Below are 24,674 nucleotides of genomic sequence, written 5' to 3' on the forward strand. Positions count from 1 at the left end.
GGCTATCCTTTGGCGGGCGCGCGGCTCGGGTTGAGAATGCGGGTGTTGAGCCAGATGGCGAGCAGAATGATGGTGCCGGTGGCGATTTGGGTATAAAACGGCGAGATATGCGACAAAATCAGGCCGTTCTGGATGATGGCAATCGACAGCGCGCCGAGCAGCGTACCGATCACGGTTCCAAAGCCGCCAAACAGGCTGGTACTGCCCAGCACTACCGCCGCAATCACCTGCAGTTCAAAACCTTCGCCCTGGTTAGAGGAGCCGCTGCCGAGGCGCGCGGTGATGATCATGCCAGCCAGCGCCGCCGCCATGCCGCTAAGAATGTACACTTTCATGGTCACCGCTTTGGTATTGATACCGCTGCGGCGTGCACCTTCCGCGTTGGCACCGATGGCGGTGACGTAGCGGCCAAAGCGCAGGTGATTAAGCACAATGTGACCGGCCAGCAACACCACGATGCCGATCAGCGCCGGCATAGGAATCCCCAGCACCCAGGCGCGACCCATAAAGGTGAACAGGCTGTCAGCCGGCACCGGGATCGAATAGCCCTGCGTCACCAGCAGCGCAATGCCGCGCACCACCGCCAGCGTGGCCAGCGTGACGATAAATGCCGGTATCCCTTCCCAGGCGATAAAGAAGCCGTTGATGGCGCCCACCAGCGCACCGAGCAGCAGCCCGCCAATCAGCACCACCGGCCACGGCAAGCCCCAGTTATTGAGCGCAATGGCCGACAGCGCGCCCACCAGCGCCAGCGTCGAGCCGACCGACAAATCGATGCCGCCGGTAGTAATCACCAGCGTCATTGCGGTGGCGACGATCAGCAGCGGCGCGCTTTGCCGGATGATATTCAACCAGTTGGTACTGGTAAGAAAGTTGCTGGTGATCAGCGAAAACACCACGCAGCAAAAGACAAAAAACAGCGCGATGCTCACCACACCCGAATGGTTATGCAACAAGCGGCGCGGCAGAGAGTGCTGGATCATGCGTGAACTGCCTAAATTCATGATGCTCATCCTGTTACCTCAGTGTGCTGCCGCGGACTGCGCGGTAAATTTCTCACCCACGATCAGGTTGACGATATCGCTCAGGCTGGTGTCCGCCACGCGGCGATCGGCCACGTTAGTGCCCTCGTACATCACCATGATGCGATCGCACACCAGGAACAGATCCTGCAGCCGATGGGTGATGAGGATCACGCTGACGCCGCGCGCCGACACGCGACGAATCAGCTCCAGCACCGCCTCGACTTCCGCCACCGCCAGCGCGGCAGTGGGTTCATCCATAATCAGCACTTTAGGATCGAAAGCGGCGGCACGGGCGATAGCAATCGCCTGACGCTGCCCACCGGAGAGATTACGCACCAGCAGACGGGTATCGGGAATCGAGATGCCGAGGCCTTTCAGCATCTCACGTGCCTGCGCATGCATTGTGGCCTGATCGAGAAACGGCACGCCGAGGATGCGTCTGGTCGGTTCGCGGCCCATGAACAGGTTACCGGCCACGTCGACCGTGTCGCACAGCGAAAGATCCTGATAAACCATTTCGATATGGCAACGGCGCGAATCCGCCGGATTGCTGAAGTGCTGCTGTTCGCCATCAATGCGGATCGCGCCGCTGGTAGGGATCACCGCGCCGGACAGCACTTTGGTCAGCGTCGATTTGCCGGCACCGTTGTCGCCCACCAGACCGAGCACTTCACCGGGGGCCAGCTGCAGATTGACGCCGCGCAGAGAACGAATTGAGCCGTAGGTTTTGGTGATGTTAATCATCTCCACCCGGGCCGGAAGAGCTTGTAATTGCTGCATTGGATCACTCCCATCAACGCCTGTGGGAAATGTTTAGCCGGTCGGGAAAAAGAGGCTATCTGACACGATTTACAATCTAGTAAACCGGTTTACCTGTCAGATAAACCCTTAATTCACAGCAACAGGGTAAACGCTACAATGATATTTACTCGCCAGGTATGACATTGCAGCATCCATGCCAGCCTGAATAACAGGCACTGCACTCGCGGCTAACTTGTTGTAATACATCGTATGTTATGTAATCAGCAAGTAAACCGGTTTACTCACTATACCGCTAACGGAAAAAATCGCTCACTTTTTGCGCCATAATTGTGCAGTTTTGCCTCATTTTGGGACATCGCTAACAAATCCCACCGAATCGCGACCAATCCATTCCACCGGTAAACGTGTCTCCATCGGGATGCTGCTGTCGTTGTTGAGCAGGCGCAGCATGATGCTCACCGCCGTGTGGCCCAGCTGGCGCGCTGGCTGGCGGATGGTGGAGATGCGCGGCTGGGTCAGATCGCTGTAGTTGGCATCATCGAAGCCGACCAGCGATAGCGCCGCCGGTGCCTGCAGGCCGATGGCGCGCAGACCGTCGAGCAGTCCCAGCACCAGATAGTCACTGGCGGCGAACACGGCGCTAGGGCGCGGCGTGCAGCGGAACAGGTGCTGCAACGCCTGCTGACCAAATTCGCGTTCGTAGTTGCCATACATCACCCATTGCGGCGGTACGGTTAAACCGGCCTGCTGCATCGCGGTGCAAAAGCCAAGATAGCGTTCGCGCACGCTCATCAGCTGCTCCGGGCCGCCGATAAACGCAATCTGCGTGTGCCCGGCGGCGATCAGCTGCTCGGTGGCCATGCGGCCACCCTGCACGTTATCTGCAAAGACCTTCGGCACGTTACTGCCGGGAATGTCTTCATCCAGCAGCACGACATGGCGCTGGCGCTGGATCTCGTCGCGCAGCAGGCCGTTGTCCGGCCGGTTGGTGGTGAACAGCAGGCCATCTACCTGGCGCGTATCCAGCCAGCGGATAAACTGCGCCTCTTTGTCCGGATTGTTGCGCGTGATGCACAGCACCAGACTGTAACCGTGTGCCGACGCCGCTTCTTCGGCGGCATCCGCCAGTTCGGCAAAAAACGGGTTAGTGATATCCGGCAGCACCAGGCCCAGAGTTTCGCTGCCGCCTTTGCTTAAACGCCGCGCAAGAGAATTACCGCGATAGTCCAGCGTGCGGATCGCGCTTTCAATGCGGTCAACGGTGTCCTGCGGCAGCACAATACTGTGATTCAGATAGCGTGACACCGTGGCTTTTGACAGGCCAGCCAGCTTTGCCACGTCAGATAACAACACGCGTTTTGTACTCATCCATTTCGCCATGTTTGCCGGGGTGGCTTATCTGTAACACAGTTAAGCGCGACTAATACAGCGCTTTCCCGATTACATTGCTGGAGAAATAAACACTTGACAAAAAAATTCGTCGGGCGAATTGTATAAAGCGTTTACCGCAGTACCGGGATTAACTTCCCAACCCGACATTGTTTTTTTCACGCCGCACTCCCAGTGGATGGGATGCCGAAAAAGACGACGCCGGCGGCATCAAAACACGGCATTATCGCCGTGCTCAGAATCATTGAACTGATATTTACCTGCCAAAAAAAACGCTCAGCGGTACGTCGCTGAGAAGCGCTGGTTATTATTATTCCCGACGAGGAACTCAATGATGTCATCTTTCAGCGGAAAACTGCGTTCACTGTTCATTGCGAGTGGTTTACTCGCCGCAGGTTCGTTATTCATTCAGGCGCAAGCCGCACCCACTTATGCGTTAGTCCAGATTAATCAGCAGGCGCTGTTTTTTAACCTGATGAATCAGGGCGCACAGGAAGCGGCCAAAGCCAGCGGTAAACAGCTGGTGATTTATAACGCCAACGATAATCCCGTGGCGCAAAACGATGCGATTGAAAACTATATTCAGCAGGGAGTGAAAGGCATTCTGGTGGATGCGATCGATGTCAACGGTATTATGCCAGCGATAAAAGAAGCCGCAGCGGCGAATATTCCGGTGATTGCGATTGATGCCGTATTGCCTGCCGGTCCACAGGCAGCGCAGGTGGGTGTAGATAATCTCGAAGGTGGAAAAATCCTCGGTAAATACTTTGTCGATTATGTTGCGAAAGAGATGGGCGGCAAAGCGCGACTGGGAATTGTCGGCGCGCTCAATTCGGCCATCCAAAACCAGCGTCAGAAAGGTTTTGAAGAGACGATTAAAAGCAACAGCCAGATAACGGTCGCCGATGTGGTCGATGGCCAGAATATTCAGGACAACGCCATGACCGCTGCCGAAAACCTGATTACCGGCAACCCGGATCTCACCGCGATCTATGCCACCGGCGAGCCGGCGCTGCTGGGTGCCATTGCCGCAGTAGAAAACCAGGGGCGGCAGAAGGACATCAAGGTATTCGGCTGGGATCTGACGGCAAAAGCCATCAGCGGCATTGACGGTGGCTACGTTACCGCCGTGCTGCAGCAGGATCCGAAGAAAATGGGTGAAGAAGCACTGAAAGCGCTGAATAGCCTGACGGCCGGTAAAACCGTGAGCAAAACCATTCTGGTTCCGGCCACGGTGGTGACCAAAGCCAACGTCGACAGCTACCGTTCGCTGTTTAAGTAACCGCCAGGCGCAGACGCGAACGTCTGCGCCCAGGCTTAGCGCTGCGCCAGAATACGTTGTAATTCATCAGCATCGGGAAACGCGTTCAGCGTGCCAGTGCGACTGACGGTGATCGCCGCCGCCGCGCTGGCATGCTGCAGCGCCAGCAGGTCGGGCGCGACGCCGCGCAGCAGGGCAGACGCCAGCAGCACGGCGAGGAAGGTGTCGCCGGCGCCGGTGGTATCGACGGCCGCGACGTTAATCGCCGGGCAGTACACGCGCTGATTGCCGCGTATCAGCAGCGCACCGGCAGCACCCTGGGTAATCACCAGTGTGTTAACGCCGGCGGGTTGCAGCAGATCGGCTTCCGGTTGATTGACTACCGCGATGTCAATCAATGGCCAGAGATCGGCGAAGTCCGGATTGACCGGTGAAGGATTAAATACCGTGATTAAGCCGTGCGCTTTTGCCCAGCTAAATAACCGGCGGGTTTTATCCGCAGAAAAATTGCCCTGCTGCAGCAGAATATCGCCGGCAGCGGCATCGGCTAAGTAAGCCAGGATAATATCCGCTGCCAGCGCATCGGCCGCGGCGGTGGTAGTAATAATGGCATTATCGCCATCGCTGCTATTAAAAATAATTGAGGTGTCACTGTGAGCAGACAAAAACTGAGGCGGCAGTAAGGTTAATTTCTCGTGCCGGATGCGTTCGCGGATCCACTGGCCGTTAATATCATCGCCGGTGGCGCTAATTAAGCGCGTATCGATGCCGCAACGCGAAAGTATGATTGCCTGATTGGCGCCTTTGCCACCGATATCCTGCGCAATTTTTTTGCCATGAATTGAGGCGCCTTTTTCAGGGAGTTGATCGATGGACCAGGTTTCATCCACCACAATATTGCCTGCAACATAGACACGCATAGTTTTCTCGTTAATAAGGTGAAAGAGATGGCTTCTATATCAGCAGAAAAAATTAACGCGATACAAGATGTTTTTTCACGCCCTAAAGCGGTGATTGGTGTTATTCACTGTGATGCTTTTCCCGGCTCGCCGAAATATCGTGGTAAACCGGTGAATGAAATTATCGATTGCGCCCTGCGCGATGCGGATAATTATCTGGCTGGCGGCGTGCACGGTTTAATCATTGAGAATCATGGCGATATTCCCTTTGCCAAGCCCGACGATATTGGTCCGGAAACGGCGGCATTTATGGCGGTGATCACCGATAAAATTCGCGAGCGTTTTGCGGCACCGCTGGGTATTAACGTGCTGGCCAATGCGGCAATCCCGGCGATTGCCACGGCATTAGCCGGCGGGGCAGATTTTGTGCGCGTTAACCAGTGGGCCAATGCCTATATCGCCAATGAAGGTTTTATCGAAGGGGCAGCCGCTAAAGCGCTGCGCTATCGCAATCAGCTGCGGGCCGATCACATCCGCGTATTTGCCGATAGCCATGTTAAACACGGCAGCCACGCGATTGTCGCCGACCGCTCGATTCAGGAGCTGACGCGTGACGTCGACTTCTTCGAAGCTGATGCGGTGATCGCCACCGGCCAGCGCACCGGCGACAGCGCCACGCTGAGTGAGATCGACGAAATCCGCGCCGCAACTGCCTTGCCGCTGCTGGTGGGCTCAGGCGTGACGCCGGACAACGTCTGCCAGATCCTTGGCCGCACGCAGGGGGTGATTGTTGCCAGCACGCTGAAAGTCGATGGCGTGTGGTGGAACCCGGTGGAACTGGCGCGCGTGAAGCACTTCATGGCGGTGGCGCAGGCCGCGCTGGAGGAGGCGTGATGGAAAGCTTCAGCGATCGGCTGCTGACGCAGCATCAGGCGCTATGGCAGGCGATGCAGCAGCACCGCTTTGTCGTCGACATTGAGCACGATCGGTTGCCGGACAGCGTGTTTAATCGTTATCTGGTGTTTGAGGGTAACTTCGTCGCCACCGCCATCGCTATTTTTGCGCTGGCGGTGAGCAAGGCGCCGGGCATTCGTCAGCAGCGCTGGCTGATTGGCGTGCTCAATGCGCTGGTGGATACGCAAATCGCCTGGTTTGAGGCGGTGCTGGCGCGGCGCGGCATTCAGCCAGCGGATTATCCGGACGATCTGCCCGGCGTCAGCGCATTCCGCGATGGCATGCTGAAAGTCGCGCAGCAGGGCAGCTATGCGGAAATCATCACCCTGATGTTCGGTGCCGAGTGGATGTATTACCACTGGTGCCTGCGCGTCAGCGCGCAATCGCAGCAGGACGCTGACGTACGCCGCTGGGTAGAGATGCATGCCGAAGACGAGTTCCATCAGCAGGCGCAGTGGCTGAAAACCGAGCTGGACCAGTGCGCACTGACGCTCAGCGCGGCGCAACAGGCGCAGCTATCGCAGCTTTACGCCCGCGTGCTGCAGTGGGAGATCGATTTCCACAGCGCGGCTTACCCGGAGAGCGCCCATGACTAGCTGTTTCATCGAAGCGCGCAACATTGGCAAACGCTTCGGCGCGTTAACGGCGCTTAGCCAGGTCAATCTGTCGATCCATCGCGGTGAAGTGCTGGCGCTGCTGGGAGACAACGGCGCGGGCAAATCGACCTTTACCAAAGTGTTATCCGGCGCGTACAGCGCCAGTGATGGCGAGCTGTGGGTAGACGGCAGGGCGGTGAAATTCACCTCGCCGCGCCAGGCCGCCGAGCACGGTATTGCCACCATCTATCAGGAGCTGGCGCTGGCAGAGAATCTGTCGATCGCCGAGAACGTGTTTCTTGGCCGCGAGCTGAAGCGCCGCGTGCTCGGCATCCCTTTTCTGCGCCGCCGCGCGATGCGTGAAACGGTGGATCAACTGCTGACCGAGCTCGATGCGCACATTTCCGATGCCGAAGCGGCGGTCGGCAGTCTGTCCGGCGGCCAGCGCCAGGCGGTGGCAATCTGTCGCGCACTCAATCTCAACGCGCAGCTGGTGATCATGGATGAACCCACCGCCGCGCTGGCGGTCGCGGAGACGCAGAAAGTCCTGCAGCTGACGCGCCGCCTGGCGGAACGCGGCTGCGCCGTGGTGCTGATCAGCCACAACATCAGCGATGTGTTTGCCGTGGCCGATCGCATGGTGGTGTTTCGTCGCGGCCGCAAAATCGCCGAGCGCCGTCACGCGGACACCACGCCAGACGAAATTGTTGCACTCATTACCGGTGCGCATCCTGATGCGCGCATTTTCGAAAACACCTAAGCACTCACACCAGGGGAAATCATCATGCATCGCATTGCTACTGCTGTTTGTTCGCTGTCGCTGCTGGTATCGGGTTACGCCTTCGCGGCACAAAAGGTGGCCTTCGTGCCGCAAATCATCGGTATTCCCTATTTTCAGGCGATGGAGGCGGGCGGCAAGCGCGCCGCGCACGATCTCGGCGTGGAGTTTGTCTACAGCGGTCCGGTAGATACCAACCCGATGGATCAGCTGCAGATCGTGCAGAACCTGATTGCGCAGAAGGTCAATGCGATTGGCATCAGCGTGCTGGATGCCTCCAGTATTGCGCCGGTGATGGCGCAGGCGCAGGCGAGTAATGTGCATCTGTTCACCAGCGACAGCGATGCACCCGACAGCGGGCGGCCGGTCTATGTGGCGCAGGCCACCGATGAGGGACTGGGCGATACGGTGATCGATGAGATGGTCAAACGCGTCGGCGAGCGCGGCAAAATTGGCATCGTCTCCGGCGAAGCCACCGCGTCTAACCTCAACAGCTGGATTGGCTTTATGCAGCAGCGGGTGAAAAGCAAATATCCGCACATTACGCTGCTCAAACCTCAGTACGCCGGCGGCTCCGCCAGCCGCGCGGCGCAAATCACCACCGATTTGATGTCCGCTAACCCCGATCTGAAAGGGGTGATTGCCATGGCCTCCACAACCTGTCCGGGCGTGGCGCAGGCCATCGAAACCGCCGGCAAAAACGGCAAGGTGATTGGCAGCGGTTTCTGCAGCCCGAACACCGCGCGCGCCTACCTGAAAAGCGGGGCGTTTGGCTACACCGTGCTGTGGGACCCGGAAAAGCTTGGCTATCTGACGGTGTGGGCGGGCAAACAGCTGATCGACGGGAAAGCGTTTGCCGCCGAAAATCACGTTCCCGGCTTTGCCCAACCGGTGACCTTTGACAGCAAAACCGGTGTGCTGCTGCTCGGCAAGCCGGCGGTGTTCACCAAAGATAACGTCGACCAGTTCAAATTCTGACGAGGCCTGTGATGCATATGACTTCGCGGGAAATCGTCCTGCTGGCGATCGCCGTGCTGGCTGGCGCCTGCTTTACGTGGTTTTCGCCGTGGTTTGCTACCGCTGACAACCTGCTAACCATTCTGCGCAACAGCAGCGAACTGCTGTTGATCGCGCTGGGTATGACGCTGGTGATCGCCATGGGCGGCGTCGATGTGTCGGTGGGCGTAGTGATGGGCGTGGCCGCGTGGGGCGTCGGACAACTGCTGATGCTGCAATCCCCGCTGCTGGCGGCGCTGGCCGGACCGCTTATTGGCCTGCTGGCAGGGCTGATCACCGCGCTGGTAGTGGTGATTGGCCGCATTCCGGCGATTGTTGGCACGCTGGGGCTGTTCGGCGTCTGGCGCACGGCGCTGTTTGTGCTGCTGGGCGGGCAGTGGCTTTCCGGTCTGCCAGGCGATCTGACGCATGCGCTGATGCGGCCGCTGCTGGGACTGCCGCTGATGGCCTGGCTGATTATCGCGGCCTGGGCGCTGGTGTGGCTGGCGCTGCGCCATACGCCGTACGGGTTATGGCTGCTGGCCGCCGGCAACTCCGAAGAAAAAGCGCGGCTGGCGGGCATTCCGGTGACCCGGGTGCGTGTTGCGACCTTTGCCCTCAGCGGCGTGCTGTGCGGCCTGGCCGCCACCTGCTACATCGCCACCTATCGTAACGTGGAGATGACCGTCGGCGGCACGCTGGCACTGGAGGCGATTGCCGCGGTGGTGCTGGGCGGCACGCGCATTACCGGCGGCTCCTGCAGTCTGCTCGGCACGCTGCTCGGCGTGCTGCTGTTGCGCATTCTGCAAAATGGCCTGCTGCTGATTGGCGTGCCCTCGCTGTGGCAAACCGTGGTCACCGGGGCGGTGCTGTTGCTGGTGCTGAGCAGTGAAGCAGCCAGTGGGCGGCTGTTATCGCTAAGGAGGCTGGCATGAAACTGTGGCGCAAAGCCCACGATCTGACGCTGCTGCTGGCGCTGTGGCTGTTGCTGCTGGGCGCCATCGCGTTTGTGCTGCCGCAGATGCTGGCGGCATGGTCGCTGACCTCCATCCTGCAGTTTGCCACGCTGCTGTCGCTGGTGGCGCTCGGGCAGTCGCTGGTGGTGATGACTGGCGGCGGCGGCATTGATTTGTCGGTTGGCGGTAACGTTTCGCTCTCGGCGGTCATCGGCATGCTGGCACTCGATCAGGGTATTGCGCCCGGCTGGCTGCCGCTAATTTGCCTGCTAAGCGGTAGCCTGGCCGGCGCGCTGAACGGCCTGCTGGTGGCGCGCTTACGCCTCTGGCCGCTGATCGTTACGCTGGGCAGTTTTTATCTGTTTTCCGGCCTGGCGCTGGCATTAACCGGTGGCGCGGCGCTGGCCGGCGTGCCGCCGCTGCTGACGCAGTGGGGCCGGGCGGCCATGCTGTCCGTTCCCTTGCCTTTCTTAACCTGTGTCATCCCGGCGTTTCTGCTGGCGTGGCTGATCCTCAGCAACAGCGCGTGGGGCAAATGGATCTACGCCTGCGGCTTCAATGAGCACGCCACGCGGCTGGTGGGCATTCCGGTCGATCGCCTGCGGCTGCTGGTTTACTGCCTGAGCGGCGCGCTGGCGGGCTGCGCCGGCTTTATTTCCCTGTGCTGGCTCGGCAGCGCCCGTCCGGAAATCGGCGTCAATCTTGAGCTGGAGTCGCTGACTGCCGCGCTGCTGGGTGGCGTGGCGATCTTTGGCGGGCGCGGCAGTGTCATCGGCGTTCTCGCCGCCGCGCTGATGCTGGTCACCCTCAAAACCTGCATGTTGCAGCTGGGGCTGAACAGCGTGTGGCAACTGGGCGTGGTGGGCATGCTGTTAATCATAGTGTTAATGGCACAACGACTTTTTATCTATCGGAGATAACACATGAGTCTGACTGAAAAAATTAGCGCACACGTCGATGCCAGCGCGCAGCGTATCGCGCAGACATTATGCGACCTGCTGGCATTTCCCTCGGTGGTGAAAGTCGATCCGCGCGAGGCCGGGCCAGGCGAGCGCGACTGCCAGCGCTATCTGCAGCAGCGGCTGATGGCGCTGGGCATGGACACCGATCTGTGGGATCCGGATGGCCCGGCGCTGTACCAGAAGTATCAGGGCCGTCCGGGCGCCAATAAAGGCCGCACCTTTGAGGGCCGTCCCAATCTGGGCGGCACCCTGAGCGGATCCGGTGGCGGCAGGTCGCTGATGCTTACCGGCCATATTGACGTGGTACCACCGGGTCCGGCTGAGCACTGGCACAGCGATCCATTTGTGCCGGAGATCCGCAACGAGGCGGTGTATGGTCGCGGCGCGGTCGATATGAAAGGCGGCGTGGCCTGCATGCTGATGGCGGTGGAGCTGCTGCAGGAGCTCAACGTGCAGCTGGCCGGCGACGTGGTGTTCACTACGGTAGTGGATGAAGAGATCGGCGGCATGGGCTCGCTGGCAATGGTGGATCGCGGCTTCAAAGCCGATGCCGGTATCATGACGGAGCCCACTGCCAACCGCATCGCGCCGATTTGCCACGGCATTTTGTGGGCGCGCATCATCCTTGATGGCATCGGCGGACATGCGGAATTAACGCCGAATAGCTGGGACAGCAGCGGTCCGGTTGATGCCGTGATGTTGTGTCGCCAGATGCTGGACGGGCTCGATGTGCTGAACCGCCGCTGGCAGACGCAGCCGGATAAAAATCATCCACTTATGGATCTGCCCAACCAGATTATCGTGACGCAGCTGAAAGTGGGCGAGCATCCGGCGTCGATTGCCGGCCGCGCCGAAATCGTCATAGACGTGCAGTATCTGCCGGCAGAAAAGGATGAGATGGGGCTGGGCGGTAAGGTAAAACAGGAGATTGAGGCGCACGTGACGAAGGTGTGCGCGCTGGATCCCTATCTGGCAAAGCATCCGGCGCGCGTGGAGTGGATACTGGACGCCGACTGCGCCGAGATCCCGGCCGATCATCCTTTTGTCAGCGCTTTTCAGCAGGGCGTGAGTGACGCGGCACTGAGCCCGCAGCTGGCCGGCTTTGGTGCCCACAGCGACATTGGCCTGCCCAGCACGCTGGGCCAGACGCCGACGGTCAACTTTGGTCCCGGCGATCCGGCGCTGTCGCATCAGCCTAACGAACATGTGCCGATTGCCGATCTGGTGGCCTGTACCAAAGCCATTGCGCTGACGCTGGTGCACTGGTGCGGGCTGACTCAGGAAGCGGGGCGCTGAGAGCATTAACCAGCGCAGTGACGCTGGCCGCAGAGGGCCGGCGTCATGCGTTAGCGCATTCTGTCACTGAGCAGTCCTGACGGCTTAGCCACTTACGCTTTTCCACCCTCCGCCAGCCAGCATGCACTGGCGGAGGGGACCTGCATTACGGCTGAACGGGCAGCGCGGCGAGTAACTTATCCAGCGTCACCGGATAGTCTCTCACTCGTACGCCGGTTGCATTGTAGACCGCATTAACCAGCGCAGCACCGACGCCACACAGCCCCAGTTCACCGACGCCTTTGGCTTTCATCGGTGAAGAGACCGGATCGGTATCATCGAGGAAAATCACCTCCTGCTCGGGCACATCGGCGTGTACCGGCACTTCATAGCCTGCCATGTCGTGATTGACGAAGTAGCCGAGCCGGGTGTCCACCGCCAGCTCCTCCATCAGCGCGGCGCCGAGGCCCATGGTCATCGCGCCGATCACCTGACTGCGCGCGGTTTTGGGGTTAAGGATGCGCCCCGCAGCACACACCGCCAGCATGCGCCGCACGCGCACTTCGCCGGTGGCGCTGTCGACCGCCACTTCAACAAAATGGCCGGCAAAGGTGGATTGCTGGAAGGTTTTGTCCAGATCGCCGAATTCCATGGTCTCTTCCGCCGTCAGCGGACCCGCCGCAGTGAGCGGCAGGCGCTGCCCGCTGGCGTGAACGTGCCCATCGGCAAACTCTGCGCTTTCCGCATCCAGACCCAACTGTGCGGCAACCTTCTCACGCAGCCGGACGCAGGCCGCGTACACCCCGGCCGTGGAGGTATTGGCTCCCCACTGGCCACCCGAACCCGCCGAGACAGGAAACGCCGAATCGCCGAGCCGCACGCTGACCTGCTCAATCGGCACACCCATCATCTCGGCTGCCGTCTGGGCGATGATGGTATAGCTGCCGGTGCCGATATCGGTCATGTCGGTTTCGACGGTGATTGTGCCTTGCGCATCCAGCTGCACGCGCGCGGCGGAGGGCGCCAGCAGGTTATTACGGAAACCGGCTGCCACGCCCATGCCCACCAGCCAGCGCCCCTCGCGCCGCTGCCCGGGTTGGGTACAGCGTTCAGCCCAGCCAAATTTGCTGGCGCCGGTGCGCAGGCATTGCACCAGCTGGCGGCGTGAAAAGAAGCGCTCCGGATGCAGCGGATCGACCTGTGTATCATTGATGATGCGAAACTCAACCGGGTCGATACCGGCGATGGCGGCCATTTCATCCATGGCGATCTCCAGCGCCATCAGACCGGGCGCTTCACCTGGCGCACGCATTGCGTTGCCCTCAGGCAGATCGAGTTCGGCGAGGCGCAGCCCGGTAAGCCGGTTGGCGGCGGCGTAGAGTAATTCAGTCTGCTGCACCGCAGTTTCCGGCGTTCCGCCCGGCAGGTTACCGGACCAGCTTTCATGGGCAATGGCGGTGAGATGGCCTTGCGCATCGGTAGCTAATCGGATGCGCTGCCGCGTCGCTGGCCGGTGCGTAGTGTTGTTGGGGATCATCGGGCGCGGCACCATCACTTTTACCGCGCGTCCCACGGCGCGCGCGCCCAAAGCCGCCAGCAGCGCATCGCTTCGTAAAAACAGTTTGCTGCCGAAGCCACCGCCGACGTAAGGAGAGAGCACGCGCACCTTTTCCATCGGCATGTCGAGCGTGTGCGCCAGGTCGGTGTGGCACCAGTTAATCATCTGATTCGAGGTCCAGACCGTCAGGTGATCGTCCTGCCACAGCGCCATGGAAGCGTGCGGTTCCATTGCCATATGGCTTTGATCGGGCGTGGTGTAGGTGGCGTCCAGCGTAAAGGCTGCGCTGTGCAGGGCAGCATCGACGTCGCCCAGTGTTTTATCAGGCTCACCTTCGGGTGACGTTGTCACCTCTGGCTGGGCCGCTGCGAGATCGTAAGCCCCCGTTTCAGCCTGGCAGTTAACCTTAACCAGTTGCGCGGCCGCACGTGCCTGCTCGAAGGTCTCCGCCACCACCAGCGCCACGGCCTGGTGATAGTGTTCGATTCTATTATTCGCCAGCAGCTTCGCGGTATTGCGCTCTGCCTTGTTGAGCTTGCCGGCGGTTGCTCCGGTGACGATGCCGAGCACGCCCGGTGCCTGCGCCGCGGCGTGGGTGTCAATCGAGAGAATATTGCCTTTGGCAATTGGCGCGCCGACCACATAACCGTAGGCCGCATCCGGTGCTTCAGCGTGCCATTCATAGGCGTAATGCGCCGAGCCGGTGGTTTTTAACGGCCCATCGATGCGTGCCAGCGGCTGGCCGACGACGCGCTGCCGATCGATAGAATTGGCGGTTGCTGGTGTGTCAAATTTCATGCGTTGCTCCTCGCTTCCGCGATCGCTGAGGCGAGCGTGCGCTGCGCCAGCAACAATTTGTATCGGTTGGCTTCAGTGGGACGTGCATCAGCAAACAGCACATCGCAGACCGCCTGCGCCCCGTGAGGAAGTTCAGCATCCGCCGCCGCGCTGCGCCACGGCTGATGGGCCACGCCGCCGACGGCCACCCGGCCGCCACCCTCAGGCAGGATAACCGCTGCTACTGAGACCAGCGCAAAGGCGTAAGAAGCGCGATCGCGCACCTTACGGTAAATGTGCGTGCCACCCAGCGGTGCAGGCAGGGTAACCGCGACGATCAGCTCACCCGGCTGCAGCACGGTTTCGATGTGCGGCGTGTCGCCCGGTGCGCAGTAGAATTCAGCGATGGGAATGGCGCGCTGGCTGCCGTCAGGGCTGACGGTTTCAATCACCGCATCCAGCAGTCGCATCGCCACCGCCATATCGCTGGGATGGGTGGCAATACAGGCTTCGCTGACACCCACTACCGCATGCTGGCGGCTGAATCCTTCGCGTGCGGCGCAGCCCGTACCCGGCTGACGCTTATTGCAGGGTTGATTAACATCGTAAAAATAGGGACAGCGCGTGCGCTGCAGCAGGTTGCCGGCGGTGGTGGCCTGATTGCGCAGCTGGCCAGAAGCGCCTGCCACCAGCGCGCGCGTCAGCACGGCATAGTCGCGCCGGATGCGCGCATCTGCCGCCAGATCGGTATTGCGCACCAGCGCACCAATACGTAAGCCGCCCCCGGCGGTGGGTTCAATGCTGTCCAGCGCCAGTCCGTTAACATCAATCAGGTGCGATGGGGTTTCAATTTCCAGCTTCATCAAATCGAGCAGATTGGTACCGCCGGCAATAAAGCGTGCGCCTGGATGCTGCATCGCGCTGCTGGCAGCCTGTGCGGGCGTCGCAGCCCGTTCAAAGGTAAAGGCTCTCATGCTTTCTGGCCTCCGGCGTACTCTTCAATGGCGGCAAGAATGTTGGCATAGGCGCCGCAGCGGCAGATGTTGCCGCTCATGCGCTCACGAATTTCGTCATCGCTCAGCGCTGGCGCGGCAGTCAGATCGCCCGTGACATGGCTGGGAATGCCCGCCGCAATTTCCTGCAGCACCGCCAGCGAGGAGCAGATTTGCCCCGGCGTGCAGTAGCCGCACTGATAGCCGTCGTGGCGGATAAAGGCGGACTGCAGCGGATGCAGATCATCCGGCGTGCCGACGCCTTCAATGGTGGTCACTTCGGCATCCTGCTGCATCACCGCGAGAGTGAGGCAGGCGTTGATGCGCCGGCCATTGACCAGCACGGTACAGGCACCGCACTGACCGTGATCGCAGCCTTTTTTGGTGCCGGTTAGGTGTAAATGTTCGCGCAGCGCGTCCAGCAGCGTGGTGCGGGTATCCACGTTTAGCTGCTGAGGTTCGCCGTTCACCTGCAGCGTGACCGGCACCGTGACGGGGGCCGGCGCGGCGGAACCGGCACCGGCTGTCAGCCGGGCTCGCTCTGTCTCTTCCTGCTGCGGTGAATACCGCTGCGTCTTCTCATCGCGTGGGTTGCTCATGCCTTTGCCTCCGGACAAGTGGCGAAATGAAATCTCAATGACACCGATTTTTATAAGGTTTTGGAAAACTTTAAGCATAGACGTCAATACGCAGACGACCATGCGGCAGGGCGAAACCGATCCCAGCAACGGACAAGTCTGAAGCCTGCCGGACTGTTCACGGTGACAAATACCCGCGTTCATGATTAATATGCATGCTTTGCTAAACCGTTTTAGCGATTAAATGAGACTGAATTATGATGAAACGTATCTGGTGTCTGGGTGATGCCGTAGTGGATTTGCTGCCTGATGACGCGGGCCGTTTGTTGCAGTGTCCCGGCGGCGCGCCCGCCAACGTGGCAGTGGGTATCGCCCGGCTGGCGGGTAACAGCGGATTTATCGGACGGGTGGGTGACGATCCTTTTGGCCAGTTTTTGTGTCGCACGCTGGCGCAGGAAAAGGTGGATGTTTCCCATATGCGCAAAGATGTGCAGCAGCGCACCTCCACGGTGGTCGTGGCCCTGGATGAGCAGGGCGAGCGTACCTTCACTTTCATGGTGCGCCCCAGCGCCGACTTGTTTCTCACGCCAGACGATTTGCCGCGGTTTCAGTGTGGCGAGTGGCTGCACTGCTGTTCGATTGCGTTACTCGCCGAGCCGTCGCGCACGGCGGCGTTAACCGCCATGCAGCGCGTGCGCGAGGCGGGCGGTTTTGTCAGCTTCGATCCCAATATCCGTCTCGATTTGTGGTCCGATGCGGCGGAGTTGCTGCAATGCCTCAGTGCGGCCCTGCAACGGGCGGATGTGGTGAAGCTCTCTATGGAAGAACTGGCCTTTATGACGGACACCGCCAACATTGACAGCGGCATCGTGCAACTGGCGCAGCGCTTCTCCGTTAAATTGTTGTTAGTCACACAGGGCAGTGCTGGCGTGCGTGCTTATTTTGATGGCCGGCAAACTCACTATCCCGCGCGCGCGGTGATCAGCGTGGATACCACCGGTGCCGGCGATGCCTTCGTGGCGGGACTGCTGTGGGAACTGGCGCAGCGGGGTCTGCCGGCGGATGAAGCGCAGCTGGCGGCCTGCCTGCGCACGGCGCAGGCGTGCGGGGCGCTGGCCACCACCGCCAAAGGCGCGATGACCGCGTTACCGAACTATCAACAGTTACAGCAGCACGGTATCTGACCCCGCCGTTTTCCCTGTTTTGCGATGTATCTCACATCCACTAAATCGGTTTAGCAAAATCCATTGCGCTTTAAAAATGGGCACCGCTATGATGCGGTGCCTAAACCGGTTTAGCAAAAAAATACATCTGATGATAGCCTTGCCTCAGGGATGCAAAACAGTGAAAAAAAGCATAATCGCGATAACCCTTAGTACCGTATTAGGCTCAGGCTCAGCCTGGGCGGCAGACGACATGAGCAGTATTGAAGCGCGCCTGGCGGCGATGGAAAAACGACTGGCCGCGGCTGAACAGCGTGCCAGCGTGGCGGAGCAGCGCGCGCAGGCGGCGGAACAGCAGGTGCAAAAGCTGGCTGCGGTGCAGCAGCAGAACCCGACGCCAGTTGCCGTCGCACAGACCGAACCGCGCGCCGCTCAGCCTGTGGCGCCCGCCGCCAGCAGCGAGTCAGAGGGCTTTGAGTTTCATGGCTACGCGCGCTCCGGCCTGTTGATGAACAGTTCCGCCGCCAAAACTCAGGGCGGGCCCACCGTCACGCCAGCCGGTGAGACCGGCGGTCACGTCGGGCGGCTCGGCAATGAGCCGGATACCTACGTTGAACTTAACCTCGAACATAAACAAACGCTGACCAACGGTGCCACCACGCGCTTCAAGGCGATGCTGGCTGACGGACAGCGCACCTACAACGACTGGACTGCCGCCAGCAGCGATCTCAACCTGCGTCAGGCGTTTGTTGAGTTGGGGCAGCTACCGACCTTCACCGGCGCGTTCAAAGACTCCACGATGTGGGCCGGTAAGCGTTTCGACCGCGATAACTTCGACATCCACTGGATCGATTCCGATGTGGTATTCCTGGCCGGAACCGGGGCCGGTATTTACGACATGAAGTGGGGCGATGACGCCCGCAGCAACCTGTCGATTTATGGCCGCACCTTCGGGGACATCGAAAATAACGACAACACCGCGCAAAACTACATTCTGTCGCTGAATAACTTCGTCGGGCCACTGCAGCTGATGGTGAGCGGCATGCGCGCGAAAGATAACGAACAGCGCACCGATATTGACGGCAATCGCGTGAAAAGTGATGCCGCCAGTGACGGTGTGCACGCCCTGGTCGGATTGCACAACGACAGCTTCTACGGCCTGGGTGAAGGTTCAGCGAAAACCGCGCTGCTGTACGGTCATGGCCTCGGCGCAGAAGTGAAGAGCATCGGTTCCGACGGCGCGCTGTTGCCGCAGGCGAATACCTGGCGGCTCGCCAGCTACGGCATGACGCCGCTGGGCGCTGGCTGGCACATCGCGCCAGCGCTGCTGGCGCAGAGCAGCAAAGACCGCTATGTCAAAGGCGACAGCTATGAGTGGGCCACCGTGAACCTGCGCCTGATTCAGGCATTTACGCAGAACTTTGAGATGCAGTATGAAGGCTCATATCAGTACATGGATCTGCGGCCTGAAGGCTATAACAATCGCCAGGCCGTCAGCGGCAACTTCTACAAGCTCACCGTCGCCCCCACGCTCAAAGCCAGCGACGTGGGCGAATTCCTCAAGCGTCCGGAAATCCGCCTGTTCGCCAGCTGGATGGACTGGGATCATCGTCTGGATAACTACGCCAGCGATGACGCCTTTGGCAGCACCGGCTTTAAATCCGGTGGCGAGTGGAACTTTGGCGTGCAAATGGAAACCTGGTTCTGATGAAACGGCCCGCGTGCGGGCCGCTTAGCGCATGATGGCATAACAACCAAAAACAGAGGTTACTATGGATTTTGTTACTCTTTCCCGGTCGCTGCTGCCGCTGCTGGGAGGCCGGGAAAATATCGCCAGTGCGGCGCACTGTGCCACACGTTTGCGCCTGGTGCTGGTGGATGACGCCAAAGCCGACACCGCCGCGATTGGCAAACTGGAGGGCGTGAAAGGCTGTTTTCGCAATGCCGGACAGCTGCAGGTGATTTTTGGCACTGGCGTGGTGAATAAAGTGTATGCCGCGTTTATCCGCGAAGCTGGCATCAGTGAAACCAGCAAGTCGGAAGCGGCGGATATCGCTGCGCGCAAGCTCAATCCGTTCCAGCGCATTGCGCGTCTGCTGTCGAACATTTTTGTACCGATCATCCCGGCGATTGTGGCCTCTGGCCTGCTGATGGGACTGCTCGGCATGGTTAAAACCTACGGCTGGGTTAACCCCGACAACGCGCTGTATATCATGCTGGATATGTGCAGCTCAGCGGCCTTTATCATCCTGCCGATCCTGATTGGCTTCACAGCGGCGCGTGAGTTTGGCGGAAACCCGTTCCTCGGTGCCACACTCGGCGGCATCCTGACGCATCCGGCGCTCACCAACGCCTGGGGCGTGGCGGCCGGCTTCCATACCATGAACTTTTTCGGTATCGAAGTGGCGATGATCGGCTACCAGGGCACGGTGTTTCCGGTGCTGCTGGCGGTATGGTTTATGAGTGTGCTGGAGAAGCAGCTGCGCCGGGTGATTCCGGACGCGCTGGATCTGATCCTGACGCCGTTCCTGACGGTGATTATCGCCGGCTTCGTTGCGCTGCTGGTGATTGGTCCGGCAGGACGGATGCTGGGCGACGGTATTTCATTCGTCCTCAGCACGCTGATTGCCCATGCCGGCTGGCTGGCCGGACTGGTGTTTGGCGGGCTTTACTCGGTTATCGTGATCACCGGCGTGCACCACAGCTTCCATGCGATTGAAGCCGGACTGCTGGGCAATCCGGCGATTGGCGTCAACTTCCTGCTGCCGATTTGGGCGATGGCTAACGTGGCGCAGGGCGGTGCCTGTCTGGCGGTATGGTTCAAAACCAAAGATGTGAAAATCAAAGCGATTTCGCTGCCGTCCGGCTTTTCAGCGCTGCTGGGTATTACCGAGGCGGCGATTTTCGGTATCAACCTGCGCTTTATGAAACCCTTTATCGCCGGCCTGATTGGCGGCGCGCTGGGCGGTGCCTGGGTAGTGTCGGTGCATGTATATATGACGGCTGTCGGTCTCACCGGTCTGCCGGGCATGGCGATTGTGCAGGCCAGCTCGTTGCTTAATTATGCCATTGGCATGGTGATCGCGTTCAGCAGCGCATTTATGATCTCTTATCTGCTCAAATACAAAACGGACGCGGAATAATGGCGGCTTCTACATTGTTACCCGATATTTTACAGGCGGTGATGCGCGGTCAGCCGCGCGCGCTAAGCGACCCGCATTATCCGGGCTGGCATCTGGCACCCGTTACCGGATTACTTAACGATCCGAACGGTTTTATCCACTTCGCCGGGCGTTACCATCTGTTCTATCAATGGAATGCGCTGGGCTGCCAGCATCAGCATAAATGCTGGGGCCACTGGAGTTCAGCCGATCTGCTGCACTGGCAGCATGAACCCATAGCGCTAATGCCGGATGAGGAGTATGACCGCAGCGGCTGCTATTCGGGCAGCGCCGTTGATGATAATGGCGCACTGACCCTGGTCTATACCGGCAACGTGAAGTTCGTGGATGGTTCGCGCACCGCCTGGCAGTGTCTGGCGGTGCAGAATGCGCAGGGCGGCTTTGACAAACTCGGGCCGGTGATCGCGCTGCCCGACGGCTATACCGGACACGTGCGCGACCCGAAAGTGTGGCGGCATGGCGGGCACTGGTTCATGGTGCTGGGTGCGCAGGATCAACAAAAGCAGGGCAAAGTGTTGCTGCTGCGCTCGGCGGACCTGCGTGAGTGGCACAATCTGGGTGAGATTGCCGGCAGCGGCCTTAACGGACTGGCGGCAGCCAGTTATATGTGGGAATGCCCGGACATGTTTATCCTCGGCGATACCACCTTCCTGATTTGCTGCCCGCAGGGGCTTGCGCAGGAACAGCATCGTTTTCTCAATGCACATCCCAGCGCGTGGCTCTCCGGCGATCTTGATTATGCTAACGCCCGCTTTAGCCATGGCGAATTACATGAGCTTGACGCCGGTTTCGAATTTTACGCGCCGCAAACCACGCTAACCGCCAACGGACGCCGGCTGCTGGTGGGCTGGATGGGCGTGCCGGATGGCGAGGAGATGCTGCAGCCCACGGTGGCCAATGGCTGGATCCATCAGATGACCTGCGTGCGCGAACTGGGCACGCGTGATGGCCGGCTGTTCCAGCGTCCGGTTACTGAACTGCAGGCGCTGCGCAGCGCTGAACAGCACTATCAGGGGCCAGCCGCCGATGCGCCGGTCATTGATGCGCAGCGGCTGGAATTACTGCTGAGCGGGCAGGGCGACATCACCCTGGATTTCGCCGACCAGCTACGGCTGGAGTGGCGCGCCGACGGGCTGCGGCTCGCGCGGCGCAGTCTGGCAAGCGGCGAGTGGCAGTTCCGTTACTGGCGCGGCGCGGTGAGTCAGCTCCAGTTACTGTGCGATCACTCCAGCGTCGAGATTTTCATTAATGAAGGGGAAGGGGTGATGAGCAGCCGCTACTTCCCGGCGCATCTGGCGCAATTAACCCTGACCGGACACGCAGAAGTGACGGCGCGCTACTGGTCGTTGCGGCCGTGCATGGTAGAATAAGTCATTGTTTCCTTAACCGATGCACTGACGTGAGAAAAACCAAACGCGTTACCATAGCGGATATCGCCGCGCTGGCGGGGGTGTCCAAAGCCACCGCCAGCCTGGTGCTGAATGGCCGTGGCAAAGAGTTGCGTGTGGCGAAAGAGACGCGTGAACGGGTATTAACGCTGGCGCGCGAGCATCACTACCAGCCCAGTATTCACGCGCGCTCGCTGCGCGATAATCGCAGCCATACGCTGGGTTTAGTGGTGCCGGAGATCACCAACCATGGTTTTGCCGTGTTCTCGCACGCGCTGGAAAATCTGTGTCGCGAGGCGGGCTTACAGCTGCTGATCTCCTGCACTGACGAGAACGCCGGGCAGGAGCGGGTGGTGGTGGATAATCTGGTGGCGCGTCAGGTGGATGGGCTGATTGTGGCGTCCAGCATGTTAAGCGACAGTGACTACGTCAAACTGAGCGATCAACTGCCGATCGTGCTGTTTGACCGCTACGTTAATGATACGCAACTGCCGCTGGTGATGACCGATTCGGTCACGCCGACTGCCGAGCTGGTGGAACGGCTGGCGCGCGCCAATCCGGATGAAATTTATTTCCTCGGCGGTCAGCCGCGTTTGTCACCCACCAAAGATCGTCTGGCCGGTTTCATGCAGGGTCTCGAACGAGCAGGTGTGACGCCACGGCCGGAGTGGATCATTCACGGCAACTATCACCCGAGCAGCGGTTATGAAATGTTTGCCGCGCTGTGCGCCCGGCTGGGGCGTCCGCCCAAAGCGATTTTCACCGCCGCCTGCGGTCTGCTGGAAGGGGTGTTGCGCTACATGAGCCAGCATCACCTGCTGCACAGCGACATCCGCGTGGCCAGCTTTGACGACCACTACCTGTATGACTCACTAACTCTGCCGATCGATACCGTCGAACAGGATGTGCCGCGCCTGGCGCAGGAGTGTTTTACGCTGCTCACTACCATGATTAACAGCGATGAACCCATCAGCCAGCATACCGTGCTGCCGGCAACGCTGCGGCTGCGCTTTGGCAGGTAGCGCAGCCGCATCGCGTTTAACGACTTAATCGGTCTCCGGCTCACACACCTGCCATCTGACCGAGCTGACGCCTTTTTCCAGGCTGATGCGGCTGACCAGATTTTCCAGCTGATCGGTCAGGCTGGGTTTACCCAGCACTTCCGCATTCACCGCCATGCGGTGTGAGGGTTCCAGATCCTCACTGTGCAGGGATTGCAGCCGCAGACCGCTGCCGCCAAGGCTATGCAGCATCAGGCTGCGCACCTGCACCTCATCGGCCGCCAGACAGATGATCTGCACTTTGTAATACTGGCTGGCGTCCTCCGCAGTAATGATGCTCTGCCGATTGATGCCTTGCGCCAGTTCGCGCAGCAGGATATTGGCGCACAGAATTACTACGCAACCGATGCCTGCTTCCAGCAGCAAGCCCATGCTGCATAACACGCCAATCGCCGCGGTACACCACAGGGTGGCTGCGGTGTTAAGGCCGCGCACATTCAGGCCATCGCGCATGATGACGCCACCGCCAAGGAAGCCAATGCCGGAAACCACATAGGCGGCGACGCGCGAGGCATCTGCGGCAATTCCCGGTACGCTTTGCGTCATCAGTACAAACAAACAGGCACCGGTGCTGACCAGCGCATTGGTGCGCAGCCCGGTCAGGCGCTGGCGCAGCTGGCGCTCACTGCCAATCAGCGCGCCCAGAATCAGCGCGACCGTGACGCGCAATAAAAAGATTTTCCAGTCCATGTCAGACCTCACTCCATCACCGCCGGGCAATGGATATTCAGGGTTGTAAGAATGGATTACAGCGGGGCCAGACAGAACGCAGGAAAAAGGGGGGAGGGAAATCCACCGTCTTAACGCAGGGCTAAGACAGCGATGAGGCTATCTCAGCATCGGCACCGATTGTAATCGTGTGGGACAGGTGTCCAATTGTGTATCCTCATCAGTAAAAATTTCGCCGGCATTGTAGACGCTTTGCTCCGTCAGAGCGAAGACAAATCGCGCATCGTTTAAGCGGGGTTGAACAGGCATGAGATAATCACGCGTTTTCACCACAATCAGGCTGGAGTATCTGCTAAAAAACGTTTCATAATTAATTATCTGCGCTTATCCAAATACCCTAAGGTCTGACATGCAACCAATCAGTCTGCAAACCCGGTACCGTTCTGCAAACGAGAACACCATTGCGCTGTGGGCGAAAAATGCAGGCATCGGGAACATCCATGAAGAGAACTATTACGATCCGGTAAAACTGGCGCTTGCCGCAGGGATAAAGCCGTCAGTTTCCTTACCGGTGTTACGTCTGATTGATGAATTGCAACGACTCACACAGGCTGATCCGCTTGCCGATACCTTGCCAGCGCAAGGTCTTCATTTTACTTTTTTGCCTCTGACCTTGCCGCTTTACAACATCAATGAGCGTTTACCAGCGAAAGTGGCGCAACTGACCACAATCTGGCAGGAATTTGCTGCGAAAAAAATCGTTATCCGGGATCTGCGCTTAGTGGCGTTACCCAGTCAGTTATTGCTTGCAGGCATACCTGACACGCCTGCGATTGCCATGCGCCAGTCATTTTGCGACAAGATTCTGGATTCAGACTGGAAAAATGAATTGCTGATGCGGCATGGCAACAGCCCGTTGCCGGCACCCTTCTGGCACAGCACGTTACTGCGCTACAGCGCTGAGTTTTTACCTGGCATTCTGCGTCAATTCTTTTATGAACGTCAGGACATCAATTTTGCTGAGGTGGCGGGAGAACTGATGCTGGCGAAGACTAATTATAACTGGACGAAGTGTTATCCATTATTGCCAGCGAGGATTTGAATATGGTGAATGCGCCATAACTGGCAGCCTTAAACTAATGGAGCTGTTTATAGATGCTACTGATTTGCCTTTTGCGCCAAAGTGCGCATAATCATGATTATGTTAAATAAGATATCTGATCACGTATCTCAATCCTTCAGTTTCGCCCTTCACGCCTCTTAACAGGCCCACAACGCATTCCACCACGGCGATACTATGTGAAAACTTATCCCACCGGTCCGTTTGATGGACACCACTGCGTTATCCTGGTGCGCATCAATGCGCACCCTACAACTGAATACCCGGTTAGCTTCGCCCTCGGTGCTTCAACTATCTCTTTAGCTCATCCACAATGACAACGCTACGCGAAAA

At 59.3% G+C, this 24,674-nt stretch carries 22 protein-coding genes; 14 read left to right on the forward strand and 8 right to left on the reverse strand.

Annotation, left to right across the window (positions count from 1 at the left end):
• Positions 1-2: 2 nt before the first annotated feature.
• The 3 genes from E7738_RS21955 to E7738_RS21965 all read right to left on the reverse strand — a co-directional run bounded on the left by E7738_RS21955 (position 3) and on the right by E7738_RS21965 (position 3,167).
• Complete coding sequence (locus E7738_RS21955; protein ID WP_164861075.1) at positions 3-1,004, reverse strand: ABC transporter permease; 1,002 nt, start codon at positions 1,002-1,004, stop codon at positions 3-5.
• A gap of 18 nt (positions 1,005-1,022) precedes the next feature.
• Positions 1,023-1,769: an ATP-binding cassette domain-containing protein gene (locus tag E7738_RS21960; protein ID WP_021509459.1), complete on the reverse strand. Its 747-nt coding sequence runs from the start codon at positions 1,767-1,769 to the stop codon at positions 1,023-1,025.
• 360 nt (positions 1,770-2,129) lie between these two features.
• Positions 2,130-3,167 (reverse strand): LacI family DNA-binding transcriptional regulator, encoded by a 1,038-nt coding sequence (locus E7738_RS21965; protein ID WP_058775032.1) that lies wholly within the window; start codon positions 3,165-3,167, stop codon positions 2,130-2,132.
• Positions 3,168-3,507: 340 nt separating this feature from the next.
• On the opposite strand from E7738_RS21965, the gene E7738_RS21970 reads away from it, so the two are divergent.
• A complete protein-coding gene (locus E7738_RS21970; protein ID WP_058770144.1) occupies positions 3,508-4,458 on the forward strand; it encodes an ABC transporter substrate-binding protein in 951 nt (316 codons plus the stop codon).
• Positions 4,459-4,493: 35 nt separating this feature from the next.
• Here the strand turns inward: E7738_RS21970 and E7738_RS21975 are convergent, their stop codons facing one another.
• Positions 4,494-5,357, reverse strand: a complete 864-nt coding sequence (locus E7738_RS21975; RefSeq protein WP_394516460.1) for a PfkB family carbohydrate kinase — start codon at positions 5,355-5,357, stop codon at positions 4,494-4,496.
• A gap of 27 nt (positions 5,358-5,384) precedes the next feature.
• Here E7738_RS21975 and E7738_RS21980 point away from each other — a divergent pair, with 27 nt between their 5' ends.
• The 7 genes from E7738_RS21980 to E7738_RS22010 are packed head-to-tail and all read left to right on the forward strand — an operon-like array spanning position 5,385 to position 11,874.
• Entirely contained in the window at positions 5,385-6,230 is an 846-nt protein-coding gene (locus tag E7738_RS21980; RefSeq protein ID WP_394516461.1) for a BtpA/SgcQ family protein, read from the forward strand.
• On the forward strand, positions 6,230-6,886 hold the full coding sequence (locus E7738_RS21985; RefSeq protein ID WP_159377741.1) for a TenA family protein: 657 nt from the start codon (positions 6,230-6,232) through the stop codon (positions 6,884-6,886). The genes E7738_RS21980 and E7738_RS21985 overlap by 1 nt, the downstream gene beginning before the upstream one ends.
• Positions 6,879-7,646, forward strand: a complete 768-nt coding sequence (locus E7738_RS21990) for an ATP-binding cassette domain-containing protein (RefSeq protein WP_058775029.1) — start codon at positions 6,879-6,881, stop codon at positions 7,644-7,646. Before E7738_RS21985 ends, E7738_RS21990 begins: the two co-directional genes overlap by 8 nt.
• A gap of 24 nt (positions 7,647-7,670) precedes the next feature.
• Positions 7,671-8,642 carry an autoinducer 2 ABC transporter substrate-binding protein gene (locus E7738_RS21995; protein WP_058758760.1) on the forward strand — a complete coding sequence of 324 codons (972 nt, stop codon included), beginning with the start codon at positions 7,671-7,673 and terminating at the stop codon, positions 8,640-8,642.
• Between the two features lie 11 nt (positions 8,643-8,653).
• A complete protein-coding gene (locus tag E7738_RS22000) occupies positions 8,654-9,595 on the forward strand; it encodes an ABC transporter permease (protein WP_031280098.1) in 942 nt (313 codons plus the stop codon).
• Positions 9,592-10,536: an ABC transporter permease gene (locus E7738_RS22005; RefSeq protein WP_394516462.1), complete on the forward strand. Its 945-nt coding sequence runs from the start codon at positions 9,592-9,594 to the stop codon at positions 10,534-10,536. Before E7738_RS22000 ends, E7738_RS22005 begins: the two co-directional genes overlap by 4 nt.
• Positions 10,537-10,539: 3 nt before the next feature.
• On the forward strand, positions 10,540-11,874 hold the full coding sequence (locus tag E7738_RS22010) for a M20 family metallopeptidase (RefSeq protein WP_394516463.1): 1,335 nt from the start codon (positions 10,540-10,542) through the stop codon (positions 11,872-11,874).
• A gap of 145 nt (positions 11,875-12,019) precedes the next feature.
• Here E7738_RS22010 and paoC read toward each other — a convergent pair whose 3' ends face one another.
• From paoC to paoA, 3 genes are read right to left on the reverse strand one after another with little or no spacing between them, the layout of a single operon-like run.
• Positions 12,020-14,209 carry an aldehyde oxidoreductase molybdenum-binding subunit PaoC gene (gene paoC, locus E7738_RS22015; RefSeq protein WP_394516464.1) on the reverse strand — a complete coding sequence of 730 codons (2,190 nt, stop codon included), beginning with the start codon at positions 14,207-14,209 and terminating at the stop codon, positions 12,020-12,022.
• The gene (locus E7738_RS22020) at positions 14,206-15,162 is read right to left on the reverse strand and encodes an FAD binding domain-containing protein (RefSeq protein ID WP_132463796.1); all 957 of its coding nucleotides are present in this window, start codon (positions 15,160-15,162) and stop codon (positions 14,206-14,208) included. Before E7738_RS22020 ends, paoC begins: the two co-directional genes overlap by 4 nt.
• Positions 15,159-15,779: an aldehyde dehydrogenase iron-sulfur subunit PaoA gene (paoA, locus tag E7738_RS22025; RefSeq protein WP_082678673.1), complete on the reverse strand. Its 621-nt coding sequence runs from the start codon at positions 15,777-15,779 to the stop codon at positions 15,159-15,161. The genes E7738_RS22020 and paoA overlap by 4 nt, the downstream gene beginning before the upstream one ends.
• 236 nt (positions 15,780-16,015) lie before the next feature.
• On the opposite strand from paoA, the gene E7738_RS22030 reads away from it, so the two are divergent.
• From E7738_RS22030 to E7738_RS22050, 5 genes are all read left to right on the forward strand, one after another.
• Positions 16,016-16,942 (forward strand): aminoimidazole riboside kinase, encoded by a 927-nt coding sequence (locus tag E7738_RS22030; RefSeq protein WP_394516465.1) that lies wholly within the window; start codon positions 16,016-16,018, stop codon positions 16,940-16,942.
• A gap of 130 nt (positions 16,943-17,072) precedes the next feature.
• Positions 17,073-18,629 carry a carbohydrate porin gene (locus tag E7738_RS22035; protein ID WP_394516466.1) on the forward strand — a complete coding sequence of 519 codons (1,557 nt, stop codon included), beginning with the start codon at positions 17,073-17,075 and terminating at the stop codon, positions 18,627-18,629.
• 64 nt (positions 18,630-18,693) lie between these two features.
• Positions 18,694-20,064 (forward strand): sucrose-specific PTS transporter subunit IIBC, encoded by a 1,371-nt coding sequence (locus E7738_RS22040; protein WP_021509443.1) that lies wholly within the window; start codon positions 18,694-18,696, stop codon positions 20,062-20,064.
• Positions 20,064-21,473 carry a sucrose-6-phosphate hydrolase gene (locus E7738_RS22045; protein ID WP_394516467.1) on the forward strand — a complete coding sequence of 470 codons (1,410 nt, stop codon included), beginning with the start codon at positions 20,064-20,066 and terminating at the stop codon, positions 21,471-21,473. The genes E7738_RS22040 and E7738_RS22045 overlap by 1 nt, the downstream gene beginning before the upstream one ends.
• 29 nt (positions 21,474-21,502) lie before the next feature.
• Positions 21,503-22,513: a substrate-binding domain-containing protein gene (locus E7738_RS22050; protein WP_021509441.1), complete on the forward strand. Its 1,011-nt coding sequence runs from the start codon at positions 21,503-21,505 to the stop codon at positions 22,511-22,513.
• A gap of 24 nt (positions 22,514-22,537) precedes the next feature.
• Here the strand turns inward: E7738_RS22050 and E7738_RS22055 are convergent, their stop codons facing one another.
• Positions 22,538-23,242: an MgtC/SapB family protein gene (locus E7738_RS22055; RefSeq protein ID WP_021509440.1), complete on the reverse strand. Its 705-nt coding sequence runs from the start codon at positions 23,240-23,242 to the stop codon at positions 22,538-22,540.
• 388 nt (positions 23,243-23,630) lie between these two features.
• On the opposite strand from E7738_RS22055, the gene E7738_RS22060 reads away from it, so the two are divergent.
• Positions 23,631-24,323, forward strand: coding sequence for a hypothetical protein (locus E7738_RS22060; protein WP_021509439.1), 693 nt, complete (start codon positions 23,631-23,633; stop codon positions 24,321-24,323).
• Positions 24,324-24,674: the final 351 nt, after the last annotated feature.

Source organism: Pantoea sp. SGAir0430 (assembly GCF_043549295.1).

Coding starts and splice junctions, on each gene's coding strand:
- E7738_RS22035 (WP_394516466.1), top strand. CDS start 17,073: ATGATAGCCTTGCCTCAGGGATGCAAAACAGTGAAAAAAAGCATAATC.
- E7738_RS21990 (WP_058775029.1), top strand. CDS start 6,879: ATGACTAGCTGTTTCATCGAAGCGCGCAACATTGGCAAACGCTTCGGC.
- E7738_RS22055 (WP_021509440.1), bottom strand. CDS start 23,242: ATGGACTGGAAAATCTTTTTATTGCGCGTCACGGTCGCGCTGATTCTG.
- E7738_RS22010 (WP_394516463.1), top strand. CDS start 10,540: ATGAGTCTGACTGAAAAAATTAGCGCACACGTCGATGCCAGCGCGCAG.
- paoA (WP_082678673.1), bottom strand. CDS start 15,779: ATGAGCAACCCACGCGATGAGAAGACGCAGCGGTATTCACCGCAGCAG.
- E7738_RS21960 (WP_021509459.1), bottom strand. CDS start 1,769: ATGATTAACATCACCAAAACCTACGGCTCAATTCGTTCTCTGCGCGGC.
- E7738_RS21975 (WP_394516460.1), bottom strand. CDS start 5,357: ATGCGTGTCTATGTTGCAGGCAATATTGTGGTGGATGAAACCTGGTCC.
- E7738_RS22040 (WP_021509443.1), top strand. CDS start 18,694: ATGGATTTTGTTACTCTTTCCCGGTCGCTGCTGCCGCTGCTGGGAGGC.
- E7738_RS21980 (WP_394516461.1), top strand. CDS start 5,385: ATGGCTTCTATATCAGCAGAAAAAATTAACGCGATACAAGATGTTTTT.
- E7738_RS21965 (WP_058775032.1), bottom strand. CDS start 3,167: ATGGCGAAATGGATGAGTACAAAACGCGTGTTGTTATCTGACGTGGCA.
- E7738_RS22000 (WP_031280098.1), top strand. CDS start 8,654: ATGCATATGACTTCGCGGGAAATCGTCCTGCTGGCGATCGCCGTGCTG.
- E7738_RS22030 (WP_394516465.1), top strand. CDS start 16,016: ATGATGAAACGTATCTGGTGTCTGGGTGATGCCGTAGTGGATTTGCTG.
- E7738_RS22060 (WP_021509439.1), top strand. CDS start 23,631: ATGCAACCAATCAGTCTGCAAACCCGGTACCGTTCTGCAAACGAGAAC.
- paoC (WP_394516464.1), bottom strand. CDS start 14,209: ATGAAATTTGACACACCAGCAACCGCCAATTCTATCGATCGGCAGCGC.
- E7738_RS22005 (WP_394516462.1), top strand. CDS start 9,592: ATGAAACTGTGGCGCAAAGCCCACGATCTGACGCTGCTGCTGGCGCTG.
- E7738_RS21970 (WP_058770144.1), top strand. CDS start 3,508: ATGATGTCATCTTTCAGCGGAAAACTGCGTTCACTGTTCATTGCGAGT.
- E7738_RS22020 (WP_132463796.1), bottom strand. CDS start 15,162: ATGAGAGCCTTTACCTTTGAACGGGCTGCGACGCCCGCACAGGCTGCC.
- E7738_RS21995 (WP_058758760.1), top strand. CDS start 7,671: ATGCATCGCATTGCTACTGCTGTTTGTTCGCTGTCGCTGCTGGTATCG.
- E7738_RS22045 (WP_394516467.1), top strand. CDS start 20,064: ATGGCGGCTTCTACATTGTTACCCGATATTTTACAGGCGGTGATGCGC.
- E7738_RS21955 (WP_164861075.1), bottom strand. CDS start 1,004: ATGAATTTAGGCAGTTCACGCATGATCCAGCACTCTCTGCCGCGCCGC.
- E7738_RS21985 (WP_159377741.1), top strand. CDS start 6,230: ATGGAAAGCTTCAGCGATCGGCTGCTGACGCAGCATCAGGCGCTATGG.